This is a genomic window from Pseudomonas sp. FW215-R2, from assembly GCF_058789255.1.
Genome location: NZ_JBYTBO010000004.1, coordinates 16,931 through 41,821 on the forward strand (window position 1 = coordinate 16,931; position 24,891 = coordinate 41,821).

A 24,891-nucleotide genomic window follows, 5' to 3' on the forward strand; every position below is an offset into this window, starting at 1 on the left:
CGGAAAGTCCTTCGAAGTGTTCCAACTATTGGGGGAGGAACGTGCACAGTGTGCCAAGCAATCTCGATGCTGACAAATTCATATAAATGCATCTTCAATGCATTATTTATGAAGTAAAGCCACTCGCCGTCCACTCATGAAGCACAGGAATCCGCCCATCGCGGTCAGCGCGCTGAGCGCGTAGAACATGGTCGGCGCCGGCGTGTGCATCAGCAGGAAACCGCAGATCACCGGACTCAACGCACCGCCCAATGCGGCGAGGTTCTGCGCGCCGTAATAACTGCCGCGCAATTCTTCCGGGGCCAGGGTGTCGACGAACAGGAACTCCGACGGATAAATGATCATCTCGCCGAGGGTGAAGATGAACATTGCGATGCACCAGCTCACCAGGCTGTCGGCGAGGCTGAAACCGATCAGGCCGAGGATGAACAGACTGGTGCCGGCGGCAATCCAGTAGCGCAGTTTTTCCCGGTTGAGAAAGCGGCCTATCTGGTACTGCAACAGGATCACCGCGATGGCGTTGCAGGCGAGCAGGGCGGCCATGGTTTGCAGGGCGCGCTGCGAGTCTTCGACCACCAGCAGGTATTGCGACAGGTACAGGGTGAAGCGCCCGTGGACTACGGTGCTGAGCAGACAGCCGCAGGTGAACATGATCAGCGTGCGGTCGTTTTTCAGGGTAATCAGGGTTTTCAGGAAGCTTTGCGGCTGGCCGATGGCGGCGACCGGGCTGGCGTCCTTGGGAATGCCGATCATCAGGAAGATGCTGCCGAAAGCGATACCGGCGGCAATCAGGAACGGCGCAATCGGGTACACCCCGGCGATCACTACACCCAGCATCGGGCCGGTGGCGTAGCCGATGTTGGTCAGGGTGTAGCGCAGGGAAAACGCCTTGGCCCGCTGACCCATGGGCAGGTTTTCACTGAGGATCGCCTTGGAACCGATCAGGAACAACGCCGAGGCGGTTTCGGTGATGACCAGGGTCGCGGTGGTCAGGTACAGGTCTTTGGCGAAGGTCAGCAGCACGAAGCCGACTGCACTGGAGAGCATCGCCAGAATCAGCAACCGACGTTTCTCGAGTCGGTCGATGATGTAGCCGCCGTACAGCGCAAGCAGGGTGGCGATGAACACCGCGATGCCCAGCAACAACCCGACGTCCTGTTGGTTGAGGCCGAGCTTGTTGCTCAAAAACAAGGTGAGCAAAGGACTGGTGATGGCGCGGCTGACGACAATCGTCAGCGAAACGATCATCAGGCGGCGGATAACGAGCGAGTAGGTGGCCACGGAAAATCAAATGTCCTTATTCGGTTAACAGGTGCTCGAGATCGCGCACGGAATCCAGCGTTTGCAGTTGCCGCAACTGCGCCAGCAGCCGTTCAGCCTTGGCTGCTGAACTCACGCGCAACGCCAGACTGAGAAACTTCTCCTCCAGCGCCGGCTCGCTCAGCGGATTGCCCGGCGCGCCCAGCGGCACCTCGACACACAGGCTCGCCTGACGCCCGTCGCGGGTTCGAACAATGACCACCGGCTCGCCATCCTCCGACAGACGCTCATCCACTTCAAGGCGAATGCGCGTCAGCCATTGAGCAATGCGCGGATCGTTGCGTGGCTGCTCATCGTAAGCCTCGAGCCGGCAATGGCCGTGCACCAGTCGCGCGGCGAGGGCGTAGGGCAGACTCATCTGCGCGGCGGCCAGGCTGCGGGTGTCGCGACCGCCGCACATGTCGAGCAGAAAACTGCACAGATTCACCTGGACGTCTTCCACCTGATCGGCGTCGACCTGCAATTGCTCCAGCAACAAGCCGAGCGCATCGATCGCCGAGTGGGTGCCACGGCAGGCGGCGTAGGGTTTGATCGAACAGCGCGCGAGTTTCCAGACCTGTCCCAACTCGGCGTCCAATGCATCCGGTTGCGCGCTACCCGGCGCGAGGGTCTTGAGAAATCCACCCCAGACATCGTCGAACAACACCGATGGCCCGCTGACGCCTTCGCGAGCAAAACGCGCCGCCAGCAGACCACCTTCGGCCGCACGGCCACTGTGCAGTTTCTTGCTTTGCGAACCGTCATGGATGAACGCCCACAACCCGCCGCTGAAACTGCCGGCGATGCCCAGCGCCGATACGGTTTGCCCTGCATCCAGGGCAAAGATCCGCGCACAGGCCGCCGCCGCGCCGAACACGCCGCAGGTGGCGGTGGAGTGCCAACCGGCGCCGTTGTGCGCGGAATAACTGCCGCAGGCTTCCAGAACCCGTCGACCGATTTCGTAGCCGATCACCACGGCGGTGATGAACTCGCGACCGTCCACCGGCCGATCCACCAGTGACAGCGCCGCCATCACCGCCGGCAGCACCACCGCGCCGGAATGATCGCAACCGCCGGTGTCGTCCAGTTCCAGCGCATGGGCGGCGATGCCGTTGAGCAATGCTGCATGCCCGGCGCCGACACGCAGTGATGAACCCCAGACCAGTGCGGTGCCTGGTTCGGCGCCGAACACCTGCCGAGCCTGAAGCGCGACCGCACTGTCCGCCCCGGCCAGCGCGGCACCGAAGGTATCGAGAATGTGTCGCTTGGCCTGTTCCACCAACGCCGGGGGCAGATCTTCAAACCGGGTCTCGACGCAAAACTGCGCCAGCCGCTGCATGCGTTGGGTCATACGAGGTAGTCCCGATAATGGCGCTCATACACGGAGGCCGGGTGATCCTGCGCGACCGGCGCCGCCGTTTGCGACCACCATTGTGCGACTTCGGCGCCGGTGGCGATCCACACGTCGTCGTGCTGCTGAATGCCTTGCAGCAATTCACGCAACACACCGATACGCCCCGGCGTGGCGATGATTTCCGGGTGCAGGCGCAGCACGTAGCACAGGCCGAAGCGGTGGAACCCGGCGAAGTCCATTTGCAGGTTACCGAGCGTGTGGCTGTAGGAAGCGATTCGCGATTGTGCCGGCGGCACGGCCGGGCTCAGGTTGAAGGCGAAGTAGGGTTCGTCTTCCAGTTCGTAATGCAGCGGCAGCTCGACCACGTCGGGCGCGGTCGGGTGACAGAACGGCAGGTCATCGCCACGCCATGAGGAAGACCAGTGAATGCCGTGATCTTTCAAGGCTTCGATGAATCCCGGCGCGCCGTTGCCCGCAGGGATCCGGAAACCGGTCGGACGCACGCTGGTCAGTGCTTCCAGCGCTGCACAACCCTTGGCGACTTCCGCGCTTTGCGCCGTCAGATCCAGCGTGTCGTAATCCTGATGGCGGTAACCGGCGCAGGCGATTTCATGGCCGTCCGCCTGAATCGCGGCGATGTGCTGCGGGTTTTCCTCGGCGACGATGCCGGGCACGAACCAGCTGCTGCGCACCCCGAGTTCCCTGAACAGTCCGAGCAAACGCTCGACGCCCCGTTGCGTGCCGTAGCGCCACACCGACAGCGTCTTGTCGCGCCCGGCAACTTCCGGAGCTTGGGTGAGAATGCCGTGGATGTCGTTGTAATCGACGGTCAGCACCACCGCGCAGCGTTTGCCGGCGGGCCAGAGGTTGTCAGCGTCAGCCATGGTGATGCTCCTTCAGCCACCAGCGAGCGACGTCACGGCAGGTGGCGAACCACACGTCATCGCGCTGGCGCATGTGTTCGAAGAGTTTCTCCAGCAACAGGATGCGCCCCGGTTTGCCGGTGATTTTCGGGTGGAACAGGGTGGTCAGGCACAGGCCCTCGTCCATCGCGCCGTCGTACTCGCGTTGCCAGTTGTCGAGGGTCAGCTCATAGCTGGCGGTGCGGTCGAGCCCGGACGGGAAGTTTGGTGCGCGGGTGTAGGCGAGGGAGGCGTAGTCGTCCATTTCCCAGCGGCCGGGGATCTCCACCAGCGGGGTGTCGTGGCCGGGGACGTTGACCAGATACGGACGATCGTCGCCGCGCATGCTGCTGGAATAGATGACGCCGTTGTCGGCCAGCATCGCCGGGGTTTCGGCACGCCAATCACCGGACGGGGTGCGAAAACCCTCGGCGCGGATGTGCAGGTATTGCCAGAAGACGTCGCGGGATTTGTTCATCACGGCCTGCTGCTGATCCAGCGTCAGGGCGTAGAAGGATTCGTGCTTGTAGCCGTGGTAGGCGACTTCATGGCCGCGCTCGACGATGGCCTGGCATTGTTTCGGCCAGTTTTCCACGACCCAGGCGGGGACGAAGAAGGTGGTCGGGATCTTGAAGGTGTCGAGCAGATCGAGCAGGCGCGGCAAGGCGCGGTAGGGGCCGTAGCCGCCGAAGCCGAAGTACTCGGGTTTGTGCCAGATCGAGCCGTTGAGCATCGCATCGCCGGTCGGGCCGTCGAGGTCGAAGGCCAGGGCGAGGCAGGCTTTGTGCTGGTCGGGCCAGGTGGGTTGTTGAGGGGCGGACATGGTTGTGACGCTCCGGGGTTTGGTCAGTTGGATCCTGGGTGTTGATCAGATCGAGCCCTCACCCCAGCCCTCTCCCGGAGGGAGAGGGAGCCGATCGGGGTGTTCTTCAGAGTTACATCGACCTGAAAAATCGAGTTGAACTCAGCTTCTGAAAAACCAAGCCGAACTCAGGCTTTGAACAGCATGAAGATCGGCTCCCTTTCCCCCTCGCCCCCCTTGGGGGAGAGGGCTGGGGTGAGGGGGAAGCGATCTCGAGGTTTACTTGCCGGCGTTAATGGTCACTTCCTTGATCGCACCCAGCTCCAGATCCCACTTCTTCAGAATCGCGTTGTAGCTGCCGTCATCCACCATGCTTTGCAACGCCACTTTCACCGCTTCACTCAGCTCAGGTTTCTTCTTGCTCACACCCAGCCCGGTGAACTGCACGGAGATCGGCTGGCCGACTGTCTTGTACATGTCCTTTTCCTGGGTCTTGAGGTACGACAGGGTCTCGCTGCCCTGCATCGCCGCATCAATACGGCTCTGACGCAGTTGGGCACGGGCGTCGGCCGAGCCTTCGGTGCCGATCACGTTGATCGCCGGTTTGCCTGCCGCTTCACAGTGCTCCTTGCTCCACTCGGCGATTTCCGCCGGGAACGTGGTGCGGCGGCTGGTGCCGACTTTCTTGCCGCACAGGTCGGTGATTTCGTTGGTCGCGGTGTTCTTCTGCAAGGTGTAGAACTGCGGGCCGCTGGTGAAGTAGTCGACGAAGGTCACGCTGGCCTGACGCTCGGCGGTGTCGGTCATGCCCGACAGCACGATGTCGACGCGGTCGGTGGTCAGGGCGTTGATCATTTGCTCGAAGCCGGTTTCCTGCCACTTGATCTTGATCCCGAGGCGCTCGGCCAAGGCGTTGCCCAGGTCGTAGTCCAGACCGGTGAGCTTGTTGGTGGCCGGGTCCTTGAAATCCATCGGCGGGTAGTTGGGCATGATCGCGACGACGATCTCGCCTTTTTCCTTGATGCCGGCCGGCAATTCGGCGGCGAAGCTGACGCTGGAAGCCATCAGGCCTGCGAGTACTGCTGGGATAACGAAGTTCTTCATGGACGTTCTCTTATGAGTGTTGTGAAGGCCAAAGGGGCCTCAGGTTCGAACGGCAGAAATGAAGCTTTGGGTGCGCGGGTTTTGCGGACTTATTAGTATTTCTTCGGGGCTTCCAGCCTCCACGATCTGCCCGCCGTCCATGAACACCATGCGGTTGGAAACCTCCCGGGCGAAGCCCAGTTCATGGGTGACGACGATCATGGTCATGCCGGTCTGCGCCAGATCGCGCATCACCGACAGCACCTCACCGACCAGTTCCGGGTCGAGTGCCGAAGTGGGTTCATCGAACAGCATCAGCTTGGGTCGCATGGCCAGGGCGCGGGCAATCGCCACCCGTTGCTGCTGACCGCCCGACAACTCGATCGGGTAGCTGTCGCGTTTGTCGGCCAGGCCGACCCGGGCCAAGAGTTCCAGGGCTTCTTCGTGCGCCTCCTTGGGCGAACGCTTGAGCACCTGGCACGGGCCTTCGATGATGTTTTGCAGCACAGTCATGTGCGGAAACAGGTTGAAGCGCTGGAACACCATGCCGGTGGCCAGGCGCTGACGGGCGATCTGCGACTCGTTGAGTTCGTGCAGCTTGTGCCCGACGACGCGGTAGCCCACCAGTTCGCCATCGACCCAGAGGCCGCCCTTGTCGATCTTTTCCAGCTGATTGACGCAGCGCAGCAGGGTGCTCTTGCCCGAGCCGGACGGGCCGATGATGCACAGCACTTCGCCTTGCTCGACCTCGATGTTGATGTCCTTGAGCGCGTGGTACTGGTCGTAATATTTGTTCAGGGCCACAGCCTTGACGATGCTTCTCATGTTCGATTCTCCTGCGCGGCTTACGAGCGCTTGCCGGCGCCGCGAGCGAAACGACGCTCCAGACGGCTTTGACCAAAGGACAGGACGGTAACGGTGGCCAGGTACCAGATACCGGCGACGATCAGCAGCTCCATGACCCGGGCGTTGGCGTAGTAGATGTTCTGGGCGTTGTAGAGCAGTTCCGAGTACTGGATCACGCTCGCCAGCGAGGTCATTTTCACCATGCCGATGAACTCGTTGCCGACCGGCGGAATGATGATCCGCATGGCCTGCGGCAGGATGATCCGGCGCAGCGCTTGCAGGCGCGGCATGCCGATCGACTTGGCCGCTTCGTACTGGCCGGTGTCCACCGACAGCAGGCCGGCGCGCACCACTTCGGCGGTGTAGGCGCCCTGGTTGATGCTCAAGCCGAGCAGGGCGGCCACGAACGGCGTCATCAGGCTCACGGTGTCGAGTTCGAACAGGCCGGGAATGCCGATGGTGGGGAAGATCAGCGCCAGGTTGAACCACAACAGCAGTTGCAGAATCAGCGGCGTACCGCGAAACAGCCAGGTGTAGGTCAGCGCCACGTAGCGCAGGATCGGGTTGGCCGACATGCGCATGATCGCGGTGATCACCCCGAACACGATGCCCAGCGCCATGGCCAGCACGGCCATGATGATCGTGTTGAGCAGGCCCCACATGATCGCTTCGGAAGTCAGGAACTGGCCGATGTACGACCATTCGATCTTGCCTTCGGCGAAGGCCCGCACCAGACCGATGATCGCGATCACAATCAACGTGGCGAAGAAGATCCGCCCGTAATAGCGCCGTGGCACGTGCTGGTATTGGGTGATGTCGAACTGGTTTTCCGCCAGTTTGCGCTCCGCCTGGAGTCGTTCTGCCTGAGTCTGGCTCATGGTGTTTCTCCGTACACTGTACTTTCAGATCAACCCCCTCCCGGTAGGAGGGGGATCCGGCTTAGAGGCGGAAGCCTTGGTAGTTTTCGGTCCACTGTTGCTGCGCAGCGAGGGCGGTTTTCAGTCGGCCGATCTGCTCGCGCACTTGCTGCGGCGCGGTGCCGCCCCAACCGCTGCGGGCAGCGATGGCGGCTTCCAGGGTCAGGCTGTCGCGCACGTCCGCCGTCAGGCGCGGGTCGATTTCGGCCAGCAGCGCCGGCGAGGCTTCCCACAATTCGAGGCTGTGTTTCTCGCAGGCCTGCACCAGCGCCCCGGTGATTTCGTGGGCTTCCTTGAATGGCACGCCGCGCACCGCCAGCCAGTCGGCAACTTCGGTAGCCAGGGTGAAACCCAGCGGCGCCTGACGACGCAGTTCCTCGACGTTGACGGTCATGGTCGCAACCATCCCGGCCATGGCCGGCAGTACCAGCAGCAGGGTGTCGACGCTGTCGAGCACGCCGTTCTTGTCTTCGCTCAGGTCGCGGTTGTACGACAGCGGCAAGGATTTGAGCGTCGACAGCAGGCCGGTCAGGTTGCCGATCAGACGGCCTGCCTTGCCCCGCGCCAGTTCGGCGATGTCCGGGTTCTTCTTCTGCGGCATGATCGAGCTGCCGGTGGCATAGGCGTCATCCAGATCGACCCAGCGGAACTGGCGCGACGACCACAGGCAGAATTCTTCGGCCAGACGCGAGATGTTGATCCCGAGCATGCTGGCGATGAACAGGAATTCGGCGACGTGATCGCGGCTGGCCACGGCGTCGATGGAGTTTTCGCAGACCCCGGCGTAACCCATTTCCTTCGCTGATTGCTGCGGCTGGCGAGCGATGGCGGAACCGGCCATGGCTGCTGCACCGAGGGGCGACAGCGAAGTGCGGTTGTCCCAGTCCACCAGGCGCTGCACGTCACGCAGCATCGATTGGGCGTGGGCCAGCAAGTGATGGGCAAACACGATTGGCTGCGCCTGCTGCAGGTGGGTGAAACCCGGACAGATGCTGTCGACGTGCTGCTCGGCCTGATTCACCAGCGCCGTTTGCAGGGCCAGGACTTCCACAGCCAGGGTGCGCACGTGATCCCGCAGGAACAGGCGCAGGTCGTTGGCGGTCTGGTCGTTGCGCGAACGGCCGGCGCGCAGCTTGCCGCCCAGTGCACCGAGGCGTTCGGTCAGCAGGCGCTCGATGAAGGTGTGAACGTCTTCGTCGTCCAGCGTCGGGGCAATGCGCCCGGCAGCAAAATCGGCACCGATGCCGTCCAGGGCTTCGATCATCGTGCGGGTTTCCTGCTCATCCAGCAGGCCGGCACGTTGCAGTTCCCCGGCGTGGGCCTTGGAGCCGGCCAGATCGTACGGCGTCAGGCGGAAATAGCGCTCGGGGCAACGGGACAGGGCCGCCAGGGCTGCGGACGGGCCGCTTTTGAAACGGGCACCCCAGAGACGGTCGGTGGTTTGAGACATTTGTTGTTTTCCTCGTCGGTAACGCGAACTGAAATCGGTGTGCATGGCCTGTCGAACACGCTGAAAAGTGAGCAGACAGACTCAGAGAACAGAGTCAGGCCAAAGCAGTTTTCAAGAGGGCAGTTGCAAAGAGACAAGAGCTGATCGAAGTGTCAGCTTTTAATGTTTGGCGATCAGTGAGTTGGCACTGATGTTCGGGAATTTTTGGCGGTTGCCAAGGCTTGTTTTCTGTGATCATTATTATTAGCCGGCGATGTTTTTGTTGTTGGACACAGATTGTTGAACATTGCGCCAGAGGTAAATCAGCATTATGGAAACCCCACTTTCCAATTCCGGAAACCCGCCGCTGAAAACGGCTCACCGAGCACCGCTGGCCCTCAGCGGACTGGATTTCAAACTGCTCAAGGTGTTCAAGGCCGTGGTCGAGGCGGGAGGCTTCAGCGCCGCGCAAAACGAGCTGAACGTGGGCCTTGCGGCCATCAGCAAGCAGATCTCCGACCTGGAAATCCGCATCGGCATGCGCCTGTGTACCCGGGGTCGCGAGGGGTTTCACCTGACCGAGGAAGGGCGTCTGGTGTATCAGGCGTCGATTGATCTGTTCGCCTCGGTCGACAACTTTCGGGATAGGCTTAGTTCGGCACAGAACGAACTTATCGGCGATCTTGGGGTGGGGGTGATCGACAATACGATCAGTGACCTTAATTCACCGTTAGTTGCAGCGCTTAAAAGAATAAATGAAGAGTCGCCGAAAGTAAGGTTTCAACTTCAGGCCACTCAGCTGGATGAGGTGGAAAGAGGGGTGGTAGAGGGGCGCCTGGTGGCGGGAATAGTGCCGGTCTATCAAAAGCGCGAAGAGTTTGATTATTACCCGTTATATGAAGAACGTTCGGAGGTTTACTGCGCTGTCGGCCATCCGTTGTTCGACATGCCGGAAGCACAAATGAACAGCGACGTGCTGCAGGATTACGAGTGCATCAACCACCGCTACGCGATCCATCGCGACAAACTCAATTTTGCCCGCTACGACAGTTTTTCCGCCTCGGCGACCCAGGTCGAAGCCGTAGCGCTGCTGATCAAGACCGGGCGCTTCGTAGGCTTCCTGCCCCGGCATTACGCGGCCACGCTGGTGGCGGCGGGGCAGTTTCGTGCAGTGCTGCCGGAGCGAATCAACATCGCCACGCCGTTCAATCTGATCCTGCGTCACAACACCGTGCGCAGTCCGTTGGTGAAGGCGTTCGCTCAGGCGTTGGGCGTTGATCTGAAGGCGCCGCTGTAATTCAGCCGAGCATCAATCGCATCGCGCAACGTCGCTCACCGGGCAAACCGTGGGCGATTTCGTCGTTGAGTACCTCGATCAAACGCGGTCCGGCATCCACTTCGTTCAATGGCACGAAACCCATTCGTTGATAGAACGGCGCATTCCACGGCAGGTCGCGAAAAGTGGTCAACGTGATCGCCTCAAGTTGTTGCCGTCGCGCGTGTTCAATCACGCCCAACAGTAACTTGCGACCGATGCCTTGGCCCTGAAAGTGTTGGCTGACGGACAGTTCTTCGACGTGCAACTGGTTGTCGATTTCAACGGCCCTTAAAAAACCGGCAAGTTGTCCGACAGTATTTTCTGCGACCCATACATGTCCCTGCTCGATGGCCTGCAAATGCTGTGCGGCGTCGGGTACATTGCTGTCGGCGAGCCAGGCCAGTGTCGGGTCGAGGCGGAACAGCTCGGCGGCCGAGCGTTCGATGGCGGGGAGGGTGGCCGCGTCGGCGGGCCGGGCGAGGCGAAGCGTGAATGTCATGCGTTAACTGCCGAAGGCTGTGATCCTGGGAAAGTCCGCAAGATCGCAGCCTTCAACGAGGTCTACAAGGGTTTCAGGTACAACAGCACGTAATCGTTCTTGTCGAAACGCCCGGTCAATACCGGTTGCAGGCCGGCCAGCGGCGTACCTTGCAGCGATTGCAGGTCCTTGCTGTCCATGATCAGCCAGGCCGGGGCATTGAGCGCTTCCAGTTGCTGAACGGTTTCGGTGAACTGCGGTTGCAGGTCCTGTTCGACGTTGACCATGAACTTGATCGCCTTGGCGTCTTTGCCCATGCCGTGCAGCACCAGCGGTGCCGGGTTCTGTTGAACCTGAGCGAACGCAGCGCGACTGAAGGCACGGGTGTCGTAGAGATCACGTTCTACCGGCTCGAACACCGCCGCATAGACCGTCCACAACGCCAGCACCGCGCTCAGGGCCAGCACTTCAGCGCGCCAGCGCGATTTCCACAGTCGGGACAACGCCAGCAGTTGCAGCACGCCCAGCACGATCAGCACCGGCATGACACCGGTCAGCACGCCCGGAAACCTGCGCTGCGCCACCAGCAACGCAACCATCAGCAGCGCCGGCGTCAGCAGCCAAAGCCCCTGAATGATCCCGCGCAACCACGCGAACACCCGACCATGAGCCACCTGAAACGGGTACGCCGCGATGATCGCCGCCATCGGCAACATCGGCAGCAGGTAACGTGCCTTCTTCGCCTGTGGAATCGACAGGCCGACCATCACGATCAACCCGGCCGCCGCGCAATACTGCACCAGCCGCAACGCCGGCCCGCGCTGATGCGGTTTGCTCAGCCATGCCGCCGCCAGGACCACCAGCGCCAGTGGATAGGCCAGCGCGTAGTTGCCCAGCGAACTGGTGAAGTAATACAGCGAGCCGCTGACGCCCTCACTGCCATCCATGCGCCCCATGAACTGCATGCGGATCACGTCTTGCAGAAAGGCCTCGCCACCGCTGAGCTTGGCCAGCCACAACAGCAGTCCGACGCAGGCGGCGAGCAGGATCGACGCCAGTACACCGAACACGAACAGCCGTGCCCATTGGCGGTTGAGCAGGTAATAGCTGCAGAGCATGCCGGTCGGCACCACAAGGCCGATCGGCCCGCGAATGCCGAAGCCCAGCAACAACAGGGCAAAGATCAACGGCCAGCGTCGGCCGGAGCCGAAATGGTCGTGAGCGTAGCCCAGGTAGAACACCGACAGCGCCACGGCAGCCAGCATCAGGTCTTGCGACACCGCCCGGACTTCCGTAACGAAGGTGCTGGTGAGCATCAGCAGCGCAATGCTGATCAACGCCCAGCGTTGCGAATGCACCGCCAGCAAGCGGTACATCAACGTCACGATCACCCCGCCGGCGATGGCGCTGGGCAGCCACGCCGTCAGCGTATTGATCGCGCCGAAGGGCAACGACAACAGCCAGATGAACAGCGTCGAAACCGCCGAATAATCGGCGTACGGCTGGCCATACGTGGTCGGGAATACCGTCGGCCCGTGTCTCAGCATCTCCTGGGCAAACAGTACAAAACGTGAATCGAAGCCAATGGGTGCCTGTCCGTAAACCCCGGCGATAAACAACAACAGTGCCAGCAGCCCTGCGATCAGGGACTGCTGGCGGATGGCAGGCGACAACGGGATCAAGCGACGTCCGCAGTGTTAGGCCATTGTTGCAGCGGGATCGGCAATTTGCGCGAATCCCCACGGCCGATCGGGAAGTACTTGAAGCCATTGCGTGCCAGGCGATCGGCGTCGTACAGGTTACGGCCGTCGAAAATCACCGGGTCCTTGAGGCGTTGCTGGATCAGGTCGAAGTCCGGAGCCTTGAACTGCTGCCATTCGGTGCAGATGATCAGCGCGTCGGAACCGGACAGTACCGATTCCGGGGTGCCCATCAGCATCAGTTTTTCTTCGTTCGGGTACAGATGCTGGGTTTCCTGCATCGCTTCCGGGTCGAAGGCGCGAACGCTGGCGCCGGCGGCAAACAGCGAATCGAGCAGTACGCGGCTAGGCGCGTCGCGCATGTCGTCGGTGTTCGGCTTGAACGCCAGGCCCCACAGGGCGAAGGTCTTGCCGCGCAGATCACCTTTGTAGAACGCATTGATGCGGTCGAACAGTTTGTGCTTCTGACGCTCGTTGATCGCTTCGACCGCTTGCAGCAGGTCGCTGGAGCAATGTGCCTGTTCGGCACTGTGGATCAGCGCGCGCATGTCTTTGGGGAAGCACGAGCCACCGTAACCGCAGCCCGGGTAGATGAAGTGGTAACCGATGCGCGTGTCGGCGCCGATGCCCTGGCGTACCGACTCGATGTCTGCGCCCAGGTGTTCGGCCAGCTCGGCGATCTGGTTGATGAAGCTGATCTTGGTCGCCAGCATGCAGTTGGCGGCGTATTTGGTCAGTTCGGCGCTGCGCAGGTCCATGAACATGATGCGGTCATGGTTGCGGTTGAACGGCGAGTACAGGTCGCGCATCACGTCGCGCACGTCATCGCCTTCGCAGCCGATGACGATGCGGTCCGGACGACGGCAGTCGGAGACCGCCGAACCTTCCTTGAGGAATTCCGGGTTGGAGACGATATCGAACTGCAGTGCACGCCCGGCCTTGTCCAGCGCGGCCTGAATGTGCGCACGCAAGGTGTCGCCAGTGCCGACCGGTACGGTGGATTTCTCGACCAGGATCAGCGGCTGCTCACGATGACGAGCGACGGCATCGCCCACCGACAGGACGTATTTCAAATCGGCCGAGCCATCCTCGCTGGACGGAGTGCCGACGGCAATGAACGCTACGCGACCGTGCTGTACGGCAAACTTTTCATCGGACGTGAAGTGCAGGCGGCTGGAATCCAGGCCTTCACGCACCAGGCTCGACAGCCCCGGTTCGAAGATGCTGACGTGACCCTGGCTGAGCAGTTCGACCTTCTTCTGATCGATATCCATGCACACGACATCATGGCCGACCTCGGCCAGAACCGCGGCTTGCACCAGGCCGACGTAACCGCTTCCAAATACTGTGATTTTCATGGAGCACTCCTCAAATCGGGCGCTTTTGCCGGACGAGTGTTGATAGTGATGACGCCGAGCATGACCAGTGCCACGCCCAGTGATTTGGTAAAACTGAAGGATTCGTTGAACAGCGGCAGACTGGCCGCCAGCAGATACACCAGCGCGTAGCTGATGCTCAGCAGTGAATAGGCCCGGCCCAGCGGCAGGTCGCGCAGGGCGGCGAGCCAGCAGAGCATCGACAGCGCATAGGCGAGAATGGCCGTGAACACCACCGCCAGCGCCGTCAGATCGACGTTGCCGGTGGTCAGCGCGGACAACCATTGTTCAGGCTGCGGCAGGCGCGTCATGCTCCAGCGCATGCCCAGTTGGGCGCCGCTGACCAGCAACACGCTGCCAAGGGCGAAGCCGATGCCGCGTCCCTGGCTCATGACTGTTGCCCCAGCAGTGCCACGCCGCCGATCACCAGTGCCACACCGATCCAGTGCTGGCGATCGATCGGTTCGCGAAACACGAAACGCGCGATCAGCGTAATCAGCACAAAGTTGAGGCTGAGCATCGGGTAAGCGATGCCCACTTCAAGGCGTTGCAGCACCAACAGCCAGACCAGCAGGCCCGAGCCCAGTGCGAACAGGGCCAGCCACAGCCACGGCGAACGCAGTTTGTCGGCCCAGGACGAGTCGACCCCGCGCCAGCTCTCCACCGCATACTTTTGCGCGACCTGGCCCAGGCACGTCAGCAGACACGCGGTCAGCAACAGCAACCAGCTCATGACGGATCCTTGGGCAGGACCATGATCACCAGGTTGCCCTGCTCATAACGAGTGCCGTCCTTGGGCAGCAGGTCGACTTCGTGCAGCTCGTCGTCGCCCTTGACCCGCATGACCACGCCGACCGAGCCGGTGCGGCGGGCATCACGCACCCACTGCTGGACTTCATCAGTGGTGATCCGCTGTTCGGCGCCTTCAGGATAGGACAGGCCATATTTCAGCTCGCCCACGGTGTTGTACAACGCCACCTTGGGTTGCTTCAGGCGCCAGGCCAGTGCCGAGGCGGCCCCCAGATCGTTACTCAACAGGTGAGTGGTGCCGGACAGTTCGTCGAGGTGATGCAGGATGAACTGGTCCGGGGTCTTGTTGGCCACCACGGACTTCGGCAACGCGGCCGGCAGCACACCGATCAGCAGCAGGCTGCCGAGGGCCGGAGCCGCCCAGCATTGCAGCGGCAGAAACGCCTGCGCCAGGTTGGCGATGATCCAGCCGATCAGGGCAATGAACACCAGCACCATGCTGTGCAGTTCGTGGTCGTACACCGGTTTTTTCAATTGCAGGTAAACCAGTGCGATCAGCGTGATGACGCCCAGCACCAGGTTCAGCAGGCCATTGACGCTCAGTGCCCGACCTTGTTCCAGACGCAGACGATCGGCCAGTGCATGACCCAGCAACAGCGCCAGCGGCAGCAGGCACGGCAGGATGTAGGTCGGCAGCTTGCCGTTGGCCAGGCTGAAAAACGCCAGCGGCATCACCAGCCACAGCAGCAGGAAGGCAATGCCCGGTTGAGCACGAGTCTGCCAGGCCTGCTTGAAGGCCGGCGGCAGCATGCCGACCCATGGCAGGCTGAACGCGACCAGCAACGGCAGGTAGAACCACCACGGCGCATCGTGTTGAGCGTCGTCACCGGCAAAGCGGCGGATGTGTTCGTGCCAGAAGAAGAACCGCCAGTAGTCCGGCTCCTGCGCATGAACCGCGAGGACCCAGGGCAGGCTGACGATGATCGCGACGGCAATCGCCACCGGACCGTAGATCAGCAGCTCACGCCAGCGCTTCTGCCAGAGCATCCACGGCAGGGCGATCAGCACCGGCAGCAGCCAGGCGAGAAAACCCTTGGTCATGAACCCCATGCCACAGGCCAGCCCCAACACCGCCCAACTGGCCAGACGTTGCCCGGTACTGCGGCTGTCGACGGCAAACCACAGCGCTACGAGGCTCAGGTTGACCCAGAAGGTGAACTGCGGATCGAGGTTGGCGTAACCGGCCTGGCCGGCAACGACGGTAAAGCTCATGTAGAGGAGGGCGCAGATGAAGCTTTTGCGCGGCTCGTTCCACAACCGGCGGGCGATCAGGAAGCACAACAGCACACTCAATCCGGTGCTGAGGGCCGAGGCGAAACGCACACCGAACAGATTCTGCCCGAACAATTCCTGGCCGAGCGCGATCATCCAGTAACCGGCAATCGGTTTCTCGAAATAGCGCAGGCCCATGAAATGCGGGGACACCCAGTTGCCGCTCAGCAGCATGTCCTGGCTGATCTGTGCGTAACGGGTTTCATCGGGAATCCACAAGCCATGCGTGCCGAGCGGCAGCAGGTAGGCCAGCAGAAAAAGTCCGATCAGCAGCGGTAATGCCCAGCGTTTGCTCATGCGCCTTGCACTCCCAGCCAGCCTTCACGGCCTTCGAGGGCGCCACGTTGCACACGGCCGACAGGCAATGTGTTGAGAAACTCGGGCAACAGGTCGCCCAAAGGTTTGAACTCGATGTGTCGCTGGCGTGCATCGGCCAGCAAACGGCGAAACTCTTCGGCCATCAGAATCCCTTCTACTTCGGCATGAATGGTGTAGTTGTTGAGGTTGTCCGGGCGGAACCGGTCAAGGATGAAGGCGTTGAAGTCCTTCGCCGCTACGGTCGGGCCGACCACCTCGTCGAAGGTCGGCATGTCCACCGGAATCTGCGGCGCACCCACCGAACCATCGGCCAACAGTGGTCGAAACACCTGTTGCCCGCGGCAGTCGCTGTTGTAGCGAAAACCGAAGGTTTCCTTGGCTTCGATCACGCGTTCGTCCGCACGCCAGCCGGCGGCGGCCGAGCACTGGATCTTCTCGCCGATGATGTCGCTGAGGGTGTCGACGCCGCGACGGATCTGCTCGATCAGTTGCGCGTCGCTCCAGGTGCCGGCATTGGCCTGCCAGCCATGGTGATCCCAGGCGTGCAGGCCGACTTCATGACCGGCGTCCCGGGCCTGACGCATCAGGTGCCCGAGATCGCGACCAATCGGCTTGCCCGGCCAGGCGGTGCCGGCCAGCAGAATGTCCCAGCCGTAAAGGCCGGCAGCATTGGAACGGAGCATTTTCCAGAGGAATTGCGGGCGGATCAGGCGCCACAGATGTCGGCCCATGTTGTCCGGGCCGACACTGAAGAAAAACGTTGCCTTGACCTGCGCTTCGTCGAGGATTTCCAGCAGCCGGGGCACCCCTTCACGGGTGCCTCGGTAGGTGTCGACATCGATACGAAGACCTGCCTGCATTAACGCTTGTCCGCGATTTCGAGCATGGCTTCACGCAGGAAGAAGTCGAGCGTGTTGCCGATGGTCTCGCGCATTTCCACGGTCGGCTCCCAGTTCAGCAGGCGCTTGGCGTTGGCGATGCTTGGCTTGCGGTGTTCCACGTCCTGGTAACCGGCACCGTAGAACGCCTTGCTTTCCACGTCGCGGAAACCGGCGAACGGAGGGAAGTTGGAGCGCAGCGGGTGAGCTTCGAACTGACGCAGCAGTTCTTCGCCCAGTTGACGGATGCTGGCTTCGTTTTCCGGGTTGCCGATGTTGATGATCTGGCCGTTGCAGACATCGTTGTCGTTATCGATGATGCGTGCCAGGGCTTCGACGCCGTCAGCGATGTCGGTGAAGCAGCGTTTCTGCTCGCCACCGTCGAACAGGCGGATCGGCGTGCCTTCCACCAGGTTCAGGATCAGCTGGGTGATGGCGCGGGAGCTGCCGATACGGGCCGAATCCAGACGGTCGAGGCGCGGGCCCATCCAGTTGAACGGACGGAACAGGGTGAAGTTCAGGCCTTTGGCACCGTAAGCCCAGATCACGCGGTCCAGCAGTTGCTTGGAGACCGAGTAGATCCAGCGCTGTTTGTTGATCGGGCCGACGATCAGGTTGGAGCTGTCTTCGTCGAAATTCTTGTCCTGGCACATGCCATAGACTTCGGAGGTCGACGGGAAGATCACGCGCTTGTTGTACTTGACGCAGTAGCGAACCAGTTTCAGGTTCTCTTCGAAGTCCAGTTCGAACACGCGCAGCGGGTTGCGGGTGTATTCGATCGGGGTGGCGATGGCCACCAGCGGCAGGACCACGTCGCACTTCTTGATGTGGTACTCGATCCACTCGGAGTGAATGCTGATGTCGCCTTCGACGAAGTGGAAGTTCGGGTGGTCGCGCAGACGGGAGATGGCGTCGGAACCGATGTCCAGGCCATAGACTTCGTAGCGGTCGTCACGCAGCAGGCGCTCGGACAAGTGGTTGCCGATGAAACCGTTGACGCCCAGGATCAGCACGCGGGTGCGGCGTGGTGCACGGCCGGACTCGGCGCCGCGCAGCAGCGAACCGTCTACCAGACCAAGCTCGTTGGCCAGTTGCGGGCCGCTCAGGTACAGGCCGTTGTCGTTGCGCTGACCGGCGTTGATCACCAGCGAGTCTTCACCGCAGGCAATGCGCAGCGGATCGACGCTGATCACGCGGCCAGGGGCCTGACCTTCGTTGCCCTTGACGACTTCGGCGCTCCAGACGATCAGCTTGTGCTCGCCCACGGCGCAGAAGGCGCCCGGGTATGGACGGGTCACGGCGCGAACCAGGTTGAACAGCTCTTCGGCCGGTTTTGCCCAGACCAGCTTGCCGTCAGCCGGGGTACGGCGACCAAACACGGTGGCTTTGGATTCGTCTTGCGGGGTTTCGGTGATCTTGCCTTGCAGCATGTTCGGCAGGGTGTCACGCAGCAGATCGCTGGCCGCGGTGCGCAGCTTGGCGTGCAGGCTCAGACCGGTATCGCTGCGCTCGATGGCCACGCGTTGCTGGGCGACGATGGCGCCGGCATCAGCGCGTTTGACCATGCGGTGCAGGGTCACGCCGGTTTCGGTTTCGCCGTTGACCAGCACCCAGTTGGCCGGTGCGCGACCACGGTAGCGTGGCAGCAGCGAGCCGTGCAGGTTGAACGCACCTTTTTTGGCGAGGGCCAGCAGCGGCTCGCTCAGCAGGTTGCGGTAGTAGAACGAGAAAATGTAATCCGGGTCGAGCTTGGCGATGCGCTCGATCCACAGCGGGTGGTTGGCGTCTTCCGGCGCGTGCACCGGGATGCCCTTGTTGGCGCACAGTTGCGCAACCGAGGCGTAGAAGGCGTTTTCCTTCGGATCATCGGCGTGAGTGAACACTGCTGCAATGTCGTAGCCGCTGTTCAACAGGGCTTCAATGCCGGCGCAGCCAATATCGTGGTAAGCGAAGACAACGGTTTTTGCACTCATGAGAGAACCTGATCGGAAGAAGTGGAAGTAGAAGAGAGACCATCAACGGTGACCGCAGGTGCCGGGGAGGCCGGCTGACTGCGCAACACCTTTTCAATGAAGAAACGCGGGCGAGCTCGCACGTCGCTGTACATGCGCCCCAGGTATTCACCCAGCAGGCCCATACCGATGAACTGGCCACCGGTAAACACGAACAGCACCGCAAACAGTACGAAAGTGCCGTCACCGGCCCAGCCCGCGCCGAACGCCAGGCGCAGGATGATCAGCGCAACGGCGAACAGCACACCCAGACCGGCCATGGCGAAGCCGACGATGCTCAACAGACGCAACGGCGTGGTGGTCATGCAGGTCACCAGATCGAACATCAGGTTGATCAGGCGCATCGGGCTGTATTTAGAATCACCGTGTTCACGCTCGGCGTGGGCCACGACGATTTCGGTGGTGTGACGGGCGAAGCTGTTGGCCAGGATCGGAATGAACGTGCTGCGTTCGCGGCAGGCGAGCATCGCGTCGATGATGGTGCGGCGATAGGCGCGCAGCATGCAGCCGTAGTCGCTCATGGCCACGCCGGTGGAGCGTTGCACGGCGAGGTTGATCAGCTTCGACGGATAGCGGCGCAGGGCCGAATCCTGACGGTTACCGCGCACGGTGCCGACCACGTCGTAGCCTTTTTCGGCTTCGGCCACCAGACGCGGGATTTCTTCCGGCGGGTTTTGCAGGTCGGCGTCGAGGGTAATCACCACGTCGCCCTTGCATTGTTCGAAGCCGGCCATGATCGCCGCGTGCTGACCGTAGTTGCGGTTGAGAATGACGGCTACGAACGGGCTGTTTTCACGTCCGGCGGCTTCCTCGAGCATGTTGGCTGACTCATCGCGACTGCCGTCGTCGACCAGCACGATTTCGTAGTCATGTTTGAGTTGGGCGCAGGCCGCCTCTGTGCGCCGAAGCAGCTCAGGCAGACTGTCCTCTTCGTTGTAGACCGGGATGACGATCGACACGCATTTTATCGGGTAAGGTCTCACGAGCGTTTGTCCATAAGGGTGGCGATGGCACCGACAACACGATCCAGATCCTGGTCGGTCATGTCGGGGAACAGCGGAATCGAGCACAGCCGCGCCGAGTTCCATTCGGTGTTGGGCAGATACAAATCAGGGTCACGCTGGCGATACCAGGTGTGCAGGTGGGTGGCAATGAAATGGATACCGGTGCCGATGCCTTGCTCCTGCAAACCTTTCATGAAGGCTTCGCGATCCATCCCGCAGCGCTCGCTGTCGATGCGCAGGATGAACAGGTGCCAGGCGTGCTGCTGGGCGTACTGCGGCACGGCCAGCGGTTGCACCGGCAGACCTTCGAGTTTTTGCAGGTATTGGGTGGCCAGTTCAGTACGGCGGGCGTTGATGGCGTCCAGACGCTGCAGTTGCACCAGGGCAATCGCGGCGTTGATGTCGGACAGGTTGTACTTGAAGCCTGGCTCAATGACTTGGGCCTGCGGTTTGCGGCCACCAGTCAGGCGGTCGTAGGCATCGACGCCCAGACCGTGAAACTTGAGCATGCGTACACGGGCGGCCAGGGCTTCATCGTCGGTGACGAACATCGCGCCTTCGGCGCAGGTCATGTTCTTGATCGCGTGGAACGAGAAGATCGCCGTGCCGTGGGAGCCGACGTGGCGGCCCTTGTAGCGGGTGCCGGCAGCGTGGGCGGCGTCTTCGATGACTGCGATGCCATGCTTGTCGGCCAGGGCATACAGCGGATCGAGATCGAACGCGGCGCCGGCGTAATGCACGGGAATGATGGCTTTGGTGCGCGGCGTGATGGCCGCTTCGATGCGGGCCGCGTCGGTCATCAGGGTGTCGCGGTCGACATCGACGAACACCGGCGTGGCACCGAGCAGGGAAATCATGTTGCCGGTGGAGACCCAGGTCTGCGAAGGCGTGATGACTTCATCGCCAGGGCCAATGCCCAGGGCCAGCAGGGTGATGTGCATCCCGCCGGTGGCAGACGACAGTGCAACGGCGTGCTTGCAACCCACGTACTGCGCGAACTGTTCTTCAAGTGCCTGGTTTTTCGGCCCGGTGGTGATCCAGCCTGAACGCAGTACCTGTTCGACGGCCGCAATTTCCTCATCGCCAATACTCGGGCGGGAGAAGGGGAGAAACGCCTGACTCATGGACACCTCATTGCGATAAAAATGGACAGATCCATCTGTTCATCGGATCCAATCCCAGCGTAGACACAAAAAACGGGTTTTGCATCAACGAGTTGCTGGAGCAGCAAGACGTCGGGGGTTGGTTGACTTTTCAGGCGTTGCCCGGCAGGTTGGGCGGTACCGACTGAGGACCTATCCACCTAAGGTTATTCCCGATTTTGTGAAAGGAATATGAAAAACCGGTCGGTGAATCGTTTATCTGGAATTCATACAGCCGCTGTTCAGACTTCTGCGGTTTTATCGGAAAAGTCCTACTACAAGACTCTTCTTTACATCAAGTTCATTGCAGTTGTTAGTTGTTGTGCTGGACTGTTTTTACTCAAGGCCTTTCGTTTGAGCAGCTTATCCGTTACCCCTTCAGAATCCATCAGAAGTAACCCTTTGTCCTTGTATCTGGCGCGTCTGGCACCCTCCAGCCAACTCACCATGCGTTACGTTTTGCAGGATGCCGCCGACCGTCTCGGCTTTGAAGACATGAATGTCGAGGACATTCCGTGGCACGCCTTACAACCCGAAGATGTTGTGGCGTTAGTCGCGGCATTGCGTGCAGACAACTATGCCCCCAACACCTCTTCACTTTATGTAAATGCCATTCGCGGCGTGATGAACGAAGCCTGGCGCATGAGCCTGATCTCTCAGGATCATCTTTTGAAGATGCGTTCGGTCAAGGGCATCGCCGGCACGCGACTGTCTCAGGGGCGCAATCTGAAGCGCACGCTGATTCACGAACTGATGGAAGTCTGCGCCGCCGACCCGCGCCCGCAGGGGCTGCGTGACGCTGCCGTGATTGCGCTGTTGTACGGCACCGGAATGCGTAAATCCGAGTCAGTGGACCTGGATTTGAACCAGGTGGATTTCACTGAACGCAGCCTGTGCGTCAACGCCAAGGGCAACAAGCAACTGATCAAGTACGCACCGGCCTGGGCGTTCGCCAAACTCAATACCTGGCTGGAATTTCGCCGTTCCGAGCTCAAGGAAGGTGAAAGCGACGATGCGTTTCTGTTCAACCGCATCCGCCGTGGCAGCCACATCACCCGCGAGCGCATCACCAAACATGCGATCTATTACATCGCCCGCCAGCGCGGCACGCAGGTCGGGGTGAAGATCATGCCCCACGATTTCCGCCGTTCATTCATCACCCGGGTGATCGAGGAGCACGACCTGTCGATTGCCCAGAAACTGGCGCACCACAGCAATATCCAGACGACCGCCAACTACGACGTGCGCGACGACAACGAGCGGCGCCGCGCCGTGGATCGTTTCGATCTGTAGCTGAACGTCAGGACGCTTCGAAGACGTGGGCGGCCCCAAGTATCGACAGTTGCACGGCGCTGCCGGCCGGTGGCGCGTGCATGCCCGTGCTGCGAACCAGTAGCGAGCGGCCAGCTTCTTCGTTGACGCTGGCGCAAAGTTCGACCGTCAGGGTGCAGGTATTGCCGCCGAAGTCGCGTTCGGTGACGACGGCATTGCAGCCCTCCGAGTCGGCGGGAAGGTCGGACAGCTGAAGCTGTTCCGGGCGCAGCATGATCTGCGCCGGGCCGGAGAAACCGTTGCTGTTCACCGCGATCCGTCCCAGATCGCAATGGGCCCAGCCGGCCTCGATCCGCGCCGGCATGACCACCGCTTCGCCGAGAAAACGTGCGGTCTGCTCGTCGTCCGGATAGCGGTAGAGGTCCATCGGATGCCCCGATTGCACCAGTCGTCCGTCACGCATGACGGCCAATTGGTCGGCAAACGACAGCGCTTCGCTTTGGTCGTGGGTGACCAGAATCGTGGTCACACCGGCCTCTTCGAGCAGGCGGGCGACCATTTTGCGCATGGCGCCGCGCAGGCCGGTGTCGAGGGCGGAAAAGGGTTCATCCAACAGCATCAGGCGTGGTTGCTGGGCCAGTGCCCGGGCGAGTGACACCCGTTGCTGCTGGCCACCGGACAGTTCGTGGGGCCAGCGCGCGGCCATGTTGGCGTTCAGGGCCACACTGTCCATCAGCGCCTGAATGCGCTCGGTTCTGGCGCTGCCGGTCTCGCTGAGCCCGAAACCGATGTTGTCCGCCACGGTCATGTGCGGAAACAGCGCGCCATCCTGCGGTACATAGCCGATCTGCCGTTGGTAGGCGGGCACGGCGTGGGTGCTGTCGACCAGCGTCTGGCCGTTGAGCGTCAGGCTGCCGGCATCGGGAAATTCGAACCCGGCGATCATTCGCAGCAGCGTGGTCTTGCCGGAGCCTGACGGGCCGACGATCACGGTGCGGCTGCCCGTCGGGACGGACAGGTTGATGGTGTCCAGCGCCGTTTGCGCGCCGAAGGATTTGCTGAGATTGATGATGTCGAGAGCGTTCATCGGCCGGCACTGCGCCTGGATTGGTGATAGAGGATGGCCGTGAGCGGCAGCGAAAGCACCACCATCAGCAGCGCGTAAGGCGCTGCGGCGGCGTAGTCGATTTCGCTGGTCATGGCCCAGAAACCGGTGGCCAGGGTGCGCGTGCCATTGGGCGCGAGCAACAGGGTTGCGGTCAATTCATTGGTGATCGCCAGGAACACCAGCGCTGCACCCGCTGCCGCACCGGGCGCGGCCAGGCGCAGGGTGATCAGCCACAAGGCGCGCAGGGGCGAGCGACCGAGGCTTTGCGCGATGTTTTCCAGCTCCACCGGCGCCTGGGCGAAACCGGCACGCAGGCTGACCAGCGCTCGCGGCAGGAACATCAGCAGGTACGCCAGCAGCACGGTGATGGTGGTCTGGTAGATCGGCCGGGCGAAGTGGATCGTCACGGTGACCAGCGCCAGTGCCACGACAATCCCCGGCAGAGAACTGGTGATGTAGTTACAGCCTTCAAGCAGACGCTGCAGCTTGCCGGGCGCGCGGATCGACAGCCAGGCAATCGGAATCGCGGCAAGGCTGGTCAACAACGCCCCGGCCACGCCGAACGACAGGGTCTGAATCAGCGCCGGCAACAACTCTTCGCCTTGCCAGACCTCGGCGCCGCCCGCGATCAGCCACTTGCCCAGCGTCAGCATCGGCACGCCGAGCGCCAGCAGGCAGGTCAGGACTTGCAGGCACAGGCCCAGCGCGGCGGTGCCACGTTTGAGGCGCACGGTCCGCTGTTCGCGGGCGCTGCCGGAACCGACCCGGGCATAACGTGCCTGGCCTCGGGCGCTGGATTCAACGGTCAGCATCGCCAGACAGCACAGCGCCAACACACTGGCGAGCATATTGGCGGCCGGACCGTTAAAGGTGGATTTGAACTGATCGAAAATGGCGGTGGTGAACGTATCGAAGCGGATCATTGCGTACAGGCCGTACTCGGCCAGCAGGTGCAGACCCACCAACAGCGCACCGCCACAGATCGCCAGCCGTAATTGCGGCAAGACCACCCGGAAGAACACGGCCCACGGTTTCAGACCGAGGGATTCGGCAACGTCTTCAATCGCCGGGTCGAGGCGACGCAATGTCGCCGCAATCGGCAGATAGAGGAACGGAAAATAGGCGATCACCGACACCAGCACGCCGGCCGGCAATCCATTGATCGACGGAATCAGGCTGACCCACGCGTAACTGTGCACGAACGCCGGCACCGCCAGCGGCGCGACCGCCAGCAGTGACCACAATCGCCGACCCGGCAGATTGGTGCGTTCGGTCAACCAGGCGAGAGTTGTGCCCAGCACAATGCAGATTGGCAGGGTGATCAATACCAGCAATACGGTGTTGATCAGCAGTTCGGCCACCCGGGGGCGGAAGATCAACGCTTCGATGGTCGCCCAACCGGTGTACCACGACACGCCGATGACAAAACCGATCGGCAGTAACGACAGCAGTGACACACCGATCGCCAGCACGACCACCCAAGGGCTCCCGCGACCGTTGAGGGCGCGGGTCCTGCGTGAAAGGTTGGCGGGGGAGGCCGCAGCGATCCCCGCCGGTAAAGTTTCAGGCAT

Annotated in this window: 22 protein-coding genes; 2 read left to right on the plus strand and 20 right to left on the minus strand. The window is 61.7% G+C overall.

What is annotated here, in order from left to right; all coding sequences use genetic code 11:
* Window positions 1-102: 102 nt before the first annotated feature.
* The 8 genes from AC3WRD_RS06970 to argH form a co-directional block, all read right to left on the minus strand.
* A complete protein-coding gene (locus AC3WRD_RS06970; RefSeq protein ID WP_096821474.1) occupies window positions 103-1,281 on the minus strand; it encodes an MFS transporter in 1,179 nt (392 codons plus the stop codon).
* A 16-nt stretch (window positions 1,282-1,297) separates the two neighbouring features.
* The gene (locus tag AC3WRD_RS06975) at window positions 1,298-2,650 is read right to left on the minus strand and encodes an MmgE/PrpD family protein (RefSeq protein ID WP_102620039.1); all 1,353 of its coding nucleotides are present in this window, start codon (window positions 2,648-2,650) and stop codon (window positions 1,298-1,300) included.
* A complete protein-coding gene (locus AC3WRD_RS06980) occupies window positions 2,647-3,537 on the minus strand; it encodes a polysaccharide deacetylase family protein (protein WP_102620038.1) in 891 nt (296 codons plus the stop codon). Before AC3WRD_RS06980 ends, AC3WRD_RS06975 begins: the two co-directional genes overlap by 4 nt.
* Entirely contained in the window at window positions 3,530-4,378 is an 849-nt protein-coding gene (locus AC3WRD_RS06985; protein ID WP_102620037.1) for a polysaccharide deacetylase family protein, read from the minus strand. Before AC3WRD_RS06985 ends, AC3WRD_RS06980 begins: the two co-directional genes overlap by 8 nt.
* 258 nt (window positions 4,379-4,636) lie before the next feature.
* A complete protein-coding gene (locus AC3WRD_RS06990; RefSeq protein WP_102620036.1) occupies window positions 4,637-5,461 on the minus strand; it encodes an ABC transporter substrate-binding protein in 825 nt (274 codons plus the stop codon).
* 39 nt (window positions 5,462-5,500) lie between these two features.
* Window positions 5,501-6,265: an amino acid ABC transporter ATP-binding protein gene (locus AC3WRD_RS06995; protein WP_096821469.1), complete on the minus strand. Its 765-nt coding sequence runs from the start codon at window positions 6,263-6,265 to the stop codon at window positions 5,501-5,503.
* A gap of 20 nt (window positions 6,266-6,285) precedes the next feature.
* Window positions 6,286-7,164: an amino acid ABC transporter permease gene (locus AC3WRD_RS07000; protein WP_096821468.1), complete on the minus strand. Its 879-nt coding sequence runs from the start codon at window positions 7,162-7,164 to the stop codon at window positions 6,286-6,288.
* Between the two features lie 61 nt (window positions 7,165-7,225).
* Window positions 7,226-8,653, minus strand: a complete 1,428-nt coding sequence (gene argH, locus AC3WRD_RS07005; RefSeq protein ID WP_102620035.1) for an argininosuccinate lyase — start codon at window positions 8,651-8,653, stop codon at window positions 7,226-7,228.
* Window positions 8,654-8,963: 310 nt separating this feature from the next.
* On the opposite strand from argH, the gene AC3WRD_RS07010 reads away from it, so the two are divergent.
* Window positions 8,964-9,929, plus strand: a complete 966-nt coding sequence (locus tag AC3WRD_RS07010; protein WP_096821466.1) for a LysR family transcriptional regulator — start codon at window positions 8,964-8,966, stop codon at window positions 9,927-9,929.
* Window position 9,930: 1 nt separating this feature from the next.
* Here the strand turns inward: AC3WRD_RS07010 and AC3WRD_RS07015 are convergent, their stop codons facing one another.
* The 10 genes from AC3WRD_RS07015 to arnB all read right to left on the minus strand — a co-directional run bounded on the left by AC3WRD_RS07015 (window position 9,931) and on the right by arnB (window position 20,922).
* Complete coding sequence (locus AC3WRD_RS07015; RefSeq protein ID WP_102620034.1) at window positions 9,931-10,449, minus strand: GNAT family N-acetyltransferase; 519 nt, start codon at window positions 10,447-10,449, stop codon at window positions 9,931-9,933.
* A gap of 62 nt (window positions 10,450-10,511) precedes the next feature.
* Window positions 10,512-12,110, minus strand: coding sequence for an ArnT family glycosyltransferase (locus AC3WRD_RS07020; RefSeq protein ID WP_102620033.1), 1,599 nt, complete (start codon window positions 12,108-12,110; stop codon window positions 10,512-10,514).
* A complete protein-coding gene (locus tag AC3WRD_RS07025; RefSeq protein WP_096821463.1) occupies window positions 12,107-13,486 on the minus strand; it encodes a UDP-glucose dehydrogenase family protein in 1,380 nt (459 codons plus the stop codon). The genes AC3WRD_RS07020 and AC3WRD_RS07025 overlap by 4 nt, the downstream gene beginning before the upstream one ends.
* The gene (gene arnF, locus AC3WRD_RS07030; RefSeq protein WP_102620032.1) at window positions 13,483-13,896 is read right to left on the minus strand and encodes a 4-amino-4-deoxy-L-arabinose-phosphoundecaprenol flippase subunit ArnF; all 414 of its coding nucleotides are present in this window, start codon (window positions 13,894-13,896) and stop codon (window positions 13,483-13,485) included. Before arnF ends, AC3WRD_RS07025 begins: the two co-directional genes overlap by 4 nt.
* On the minus strand, window positions 13,893-14,237 hold the full coding sequence (gene arnE, locus AC3WRD_RS07035; RefSeq protein ID WP_065257283.1) for a 4-amino-4-deoxy-L-arabinose-phosphoundecaprenol flippase subunit ArnE: 345 nt from the start codon (window positions 14,235-14,237) through the stop codon (window positions 13,893-13,895). Before arnE ends, arnF begins: the two co-directional genes overlap by 4 nt.
* A complete protein-coding gene (gene arnT / locus AC3WRD_RS07040; protein ID WP_096821461.1) occupies window positions 14,234-15,883 on the minus strand; it encodes a lipid IV(A) 4-amino-4-deoxy-L-arabinosyltransferase in 1,650 nt (549 codons plus the stop codon). The genes arnE and arnT overlap by 4 nt, the downstream gene beginning before the upstream one ends.
* The gene (arnD, locus tag AC3WRD_RS07045) at window positions 15,880-16,764 is read right to left on the minus strand and encodes a 4-deoxy-4-formamido-L-arabinose-phosphoundecaprenol deformylase (protein ID WP_102620031.1); all 885 of its coding nucleotides are present in this window, start codon (window positions 16,762-16,764) and stop codon (window positions 15,880-15,882) included. The genes arnT and arnD overlap by 4 nt, the downstream gene beginning before the upstream one ends.
* Window positions 16,764-18,755, minus strand: a complete 1,992-nt coding sequence (arnA, locus tag AC3WRD_RS07050) for a bifunctional UDP-4-amino-4-deoxy-L-arabinose formyltransferase/UDP-glucuronic acid oxidase ArnA (protein ID WP_102620030.1) — start codon at window positions 18,753-18,755, stop codon at window positions 16,764-16,766. Before arnA ends, arnD begins: the two co-directional genes overlap by 1 nt.
* The gene (arnC, locus tag AC3WRD_RS07055; protein ID WP_096821458.1) at window positions 18,752-19,777 is read right to left on the minus strand and encodes an undecaprenyl-phosphate 4-deoxy-4-formamido-L-arabinose transferase; all 1,026 of its coding nucleotides are present in this window, start codon (window positions 19,775-19,777) and stop codon (window positions 18,752-18,754) included. The genes arnA and arnC overlap by 4 nt, the downstream gene beginning before the upstream one ends.
* A complete protein-coding gene (gene arnB, locus AC3WRD_RS07060) occupies window positions 19,774-20,922 on the minus strand; it encodes a UDP-4-amino-4-deoxy-L-arabinose aminotransferase (protein ID WP_102620029.1) in 1,149 nt (382 codons plus the stop codon). The genes arnC and arnB overlap by 4 nt, the downstream gene beginning before the upstream one ends.
* Window positions 20,923-21,294: 372 nt before the next feature.
* On the opposite strand from arnB, the gene AC3WRD_RS07065 reads away from it, so the two are divergent.
* The gene (locus AC3WRD_RS07065) at window positions 21,295-22,233 is read left to right on the plus strand and encodes a site-specific integrase (protein WP_310650451.1); all 939 of its coding nucleotides are present in this window, start codon (window positions 21,295-21,297) and stop codon (window positions 22,231-22,233) included.
* 7 nt (window positions 22,234-22,240) lie between these two features.
* On the opposite strand, the gene AC3WRD_RS07070 is transcribed toward AC3WRD_RS07065, so the two are convergent.
* The gene (locus tag AC3WRD_RS07070) at window positions 22,241-23,299 is read right to left on the minus strand and encodes an ABC transporter ATP-binding protein (RefSeq protein ID WP_102620027.1); all 1,059 of its coding nucleotides are present in this window, start codon (window positions 23,297-23,299) and stop codon (window positions 22,241-22,243) included.
* Window positions 23,296-24,891, minus strand: coding sequence for an ABC transporter permease (locus AC3WRD_RS07075; RefSeq protein WP_102620061.1), 1,596 nt, complete (start codon window positions 24,889-24,891; stop codon window positions 23,296-23,298). The genes AC3WRD_RS07070 and AC3WRD_RS07075 overlap by 4 nt, the downstream gene beginning before the upstream one ends.

What these genes read in the sequence shown, in the direction of transcription:
- AC3WRD_RS07075 (WP_102620061.1), bottom strand. Translation starts at nt 24,891, where the DNA reads ATGCCTGAAACTTTACCGGCGGGGATCGCTGCGGCCTCCCCCGCCAAC.
- argH (WP_102620035.1), bottom strand. Translation starts at nt 8,653, where the DNA reads ATGTCTCAAACCACCGACCGTCTCTGGGGTGCCCGTTTCAAAAGCGGC.
- AC3WRD_RS07015 (WP_102620034.1), bottom strand. Translation starts at nt 10,449, where the DNA reads ATGACATTCACGCTTCGCCTCGCCCGGCCCGCCGACGCGGCCACCCTC.
- AC3WRD_RS06990 (WP_102620036.1), bottom strand. Translation starts at nt 5,461, where the DNA reads ATGAAGAACTTCGTTATCCCAGCAGTACTCGCAGGCCTGATGGCTTCC.
- arnA (WP_102620030.1), bottom strand. Translation starts at nt 18,755, where the DNA reads ATGAGTGCAAAAACCGTTGTCTTCGCTTACCACGATATTGGCTGCGCC.
- AC3WRD_RS07025 (WP_096821463.1), bottom strand. Translation starts at nt 13,486, where the DNA reads ATGAAAATCACAGTATTTGGAAGCGGTTACGTCGGCCTGGTGCAAGCC.
- AC3WRD_RS06980 (WP_102620038.1), bottom strand. Translation starts at nt 3,537, where the DNA reads ATGGCTGACGCTGACAACCTCTGGCCCGCCGGCAAACGCTGCGCGGTG.
- AC3WRD_RS06975 (WP_102620039.1), bottom strand. Translation starts at nt 2,650, where the DNA reads ATGACCCAACGCATGCAGCGGCTGGCGCAGTTTTGCGTCGAGACCCGG.
- arnD (WP_102620031.1), bottom strand. Translation starts at nt 16,764, where the DNA reads ATGCAGGCAGGTCTTCGTATCGATGTCGACACCTACCGAGGCACCCGT.
- AC3WRD_RS07070 (WP_102620027.1), bottom strand. Translation starts at nt 23,299, where the DNA reads ATGAACGCTCTCGACATCATCAATCTCAGCAAATCCTTCGGCGCGCAA.
- arnB (WP_102620029.1), bottom strand. Translation starts at nt 20,922, where the DNA reads ATGAGTCAGGCGTTTCTCCCCTTCTCCCGCCCGAGTATTGGCGATGAG.
- arnE (WP_065257283.1), bottom strand. Translation starts at nt 14,237, where the DNA reads ATGAGCTGGTTGCTGTTGCTGACCGCGTGTCTGCTGACGTGCCTGGGC.
- AC3WRD_RS06985 (WP_102620037.1), bottom strand. Translation starts at nt 4,378, where the DNA reads ATGTCCGCCCCTCAACAACCCACCTGGCCCGACCAGCACAAAGCCTGC.
- arnT (WP_096821461.1), bottom strand. Translation starts at nt 15,883, where the DNA reads ATGAGCAAACGCTGGGCATTACCGCTGCTGATCGGACTTTTTCTGCTG.
- AC3WRD_RS06995 (WP_096821469.1), bottom strand. Translation starts at nt 6,265, where the DNA reads ATGAGAAGCATCGTCAAGGCTGTGGCCCTGAACAAATATTACGACCAG.
- arnF (WP_102620032.1), bottom strand. Translation starts at nt 13,896, where the DNA reads ATGAGCCAGGGACGCGGCATCGGCTTCGCCCTTGGCAGCGTGTTGCTG.
- AC3WRD_RS07010 (WP_096821466.1), top strand. Translation starts at nt 8,964, where the DNA reads ATGGAAACCCCACTTTCCAATTCCGGAAACCCGCCGCTGAAAACGGCT.
- AC3WRD_RS07000 (WP_096821468.1), bottom strand. Translation starts at nt 7,164, where the DNA reads ATGAGCCAGACTCAGGCAGAACGACTCCAGGCGGAGCGCAAACTGGCG.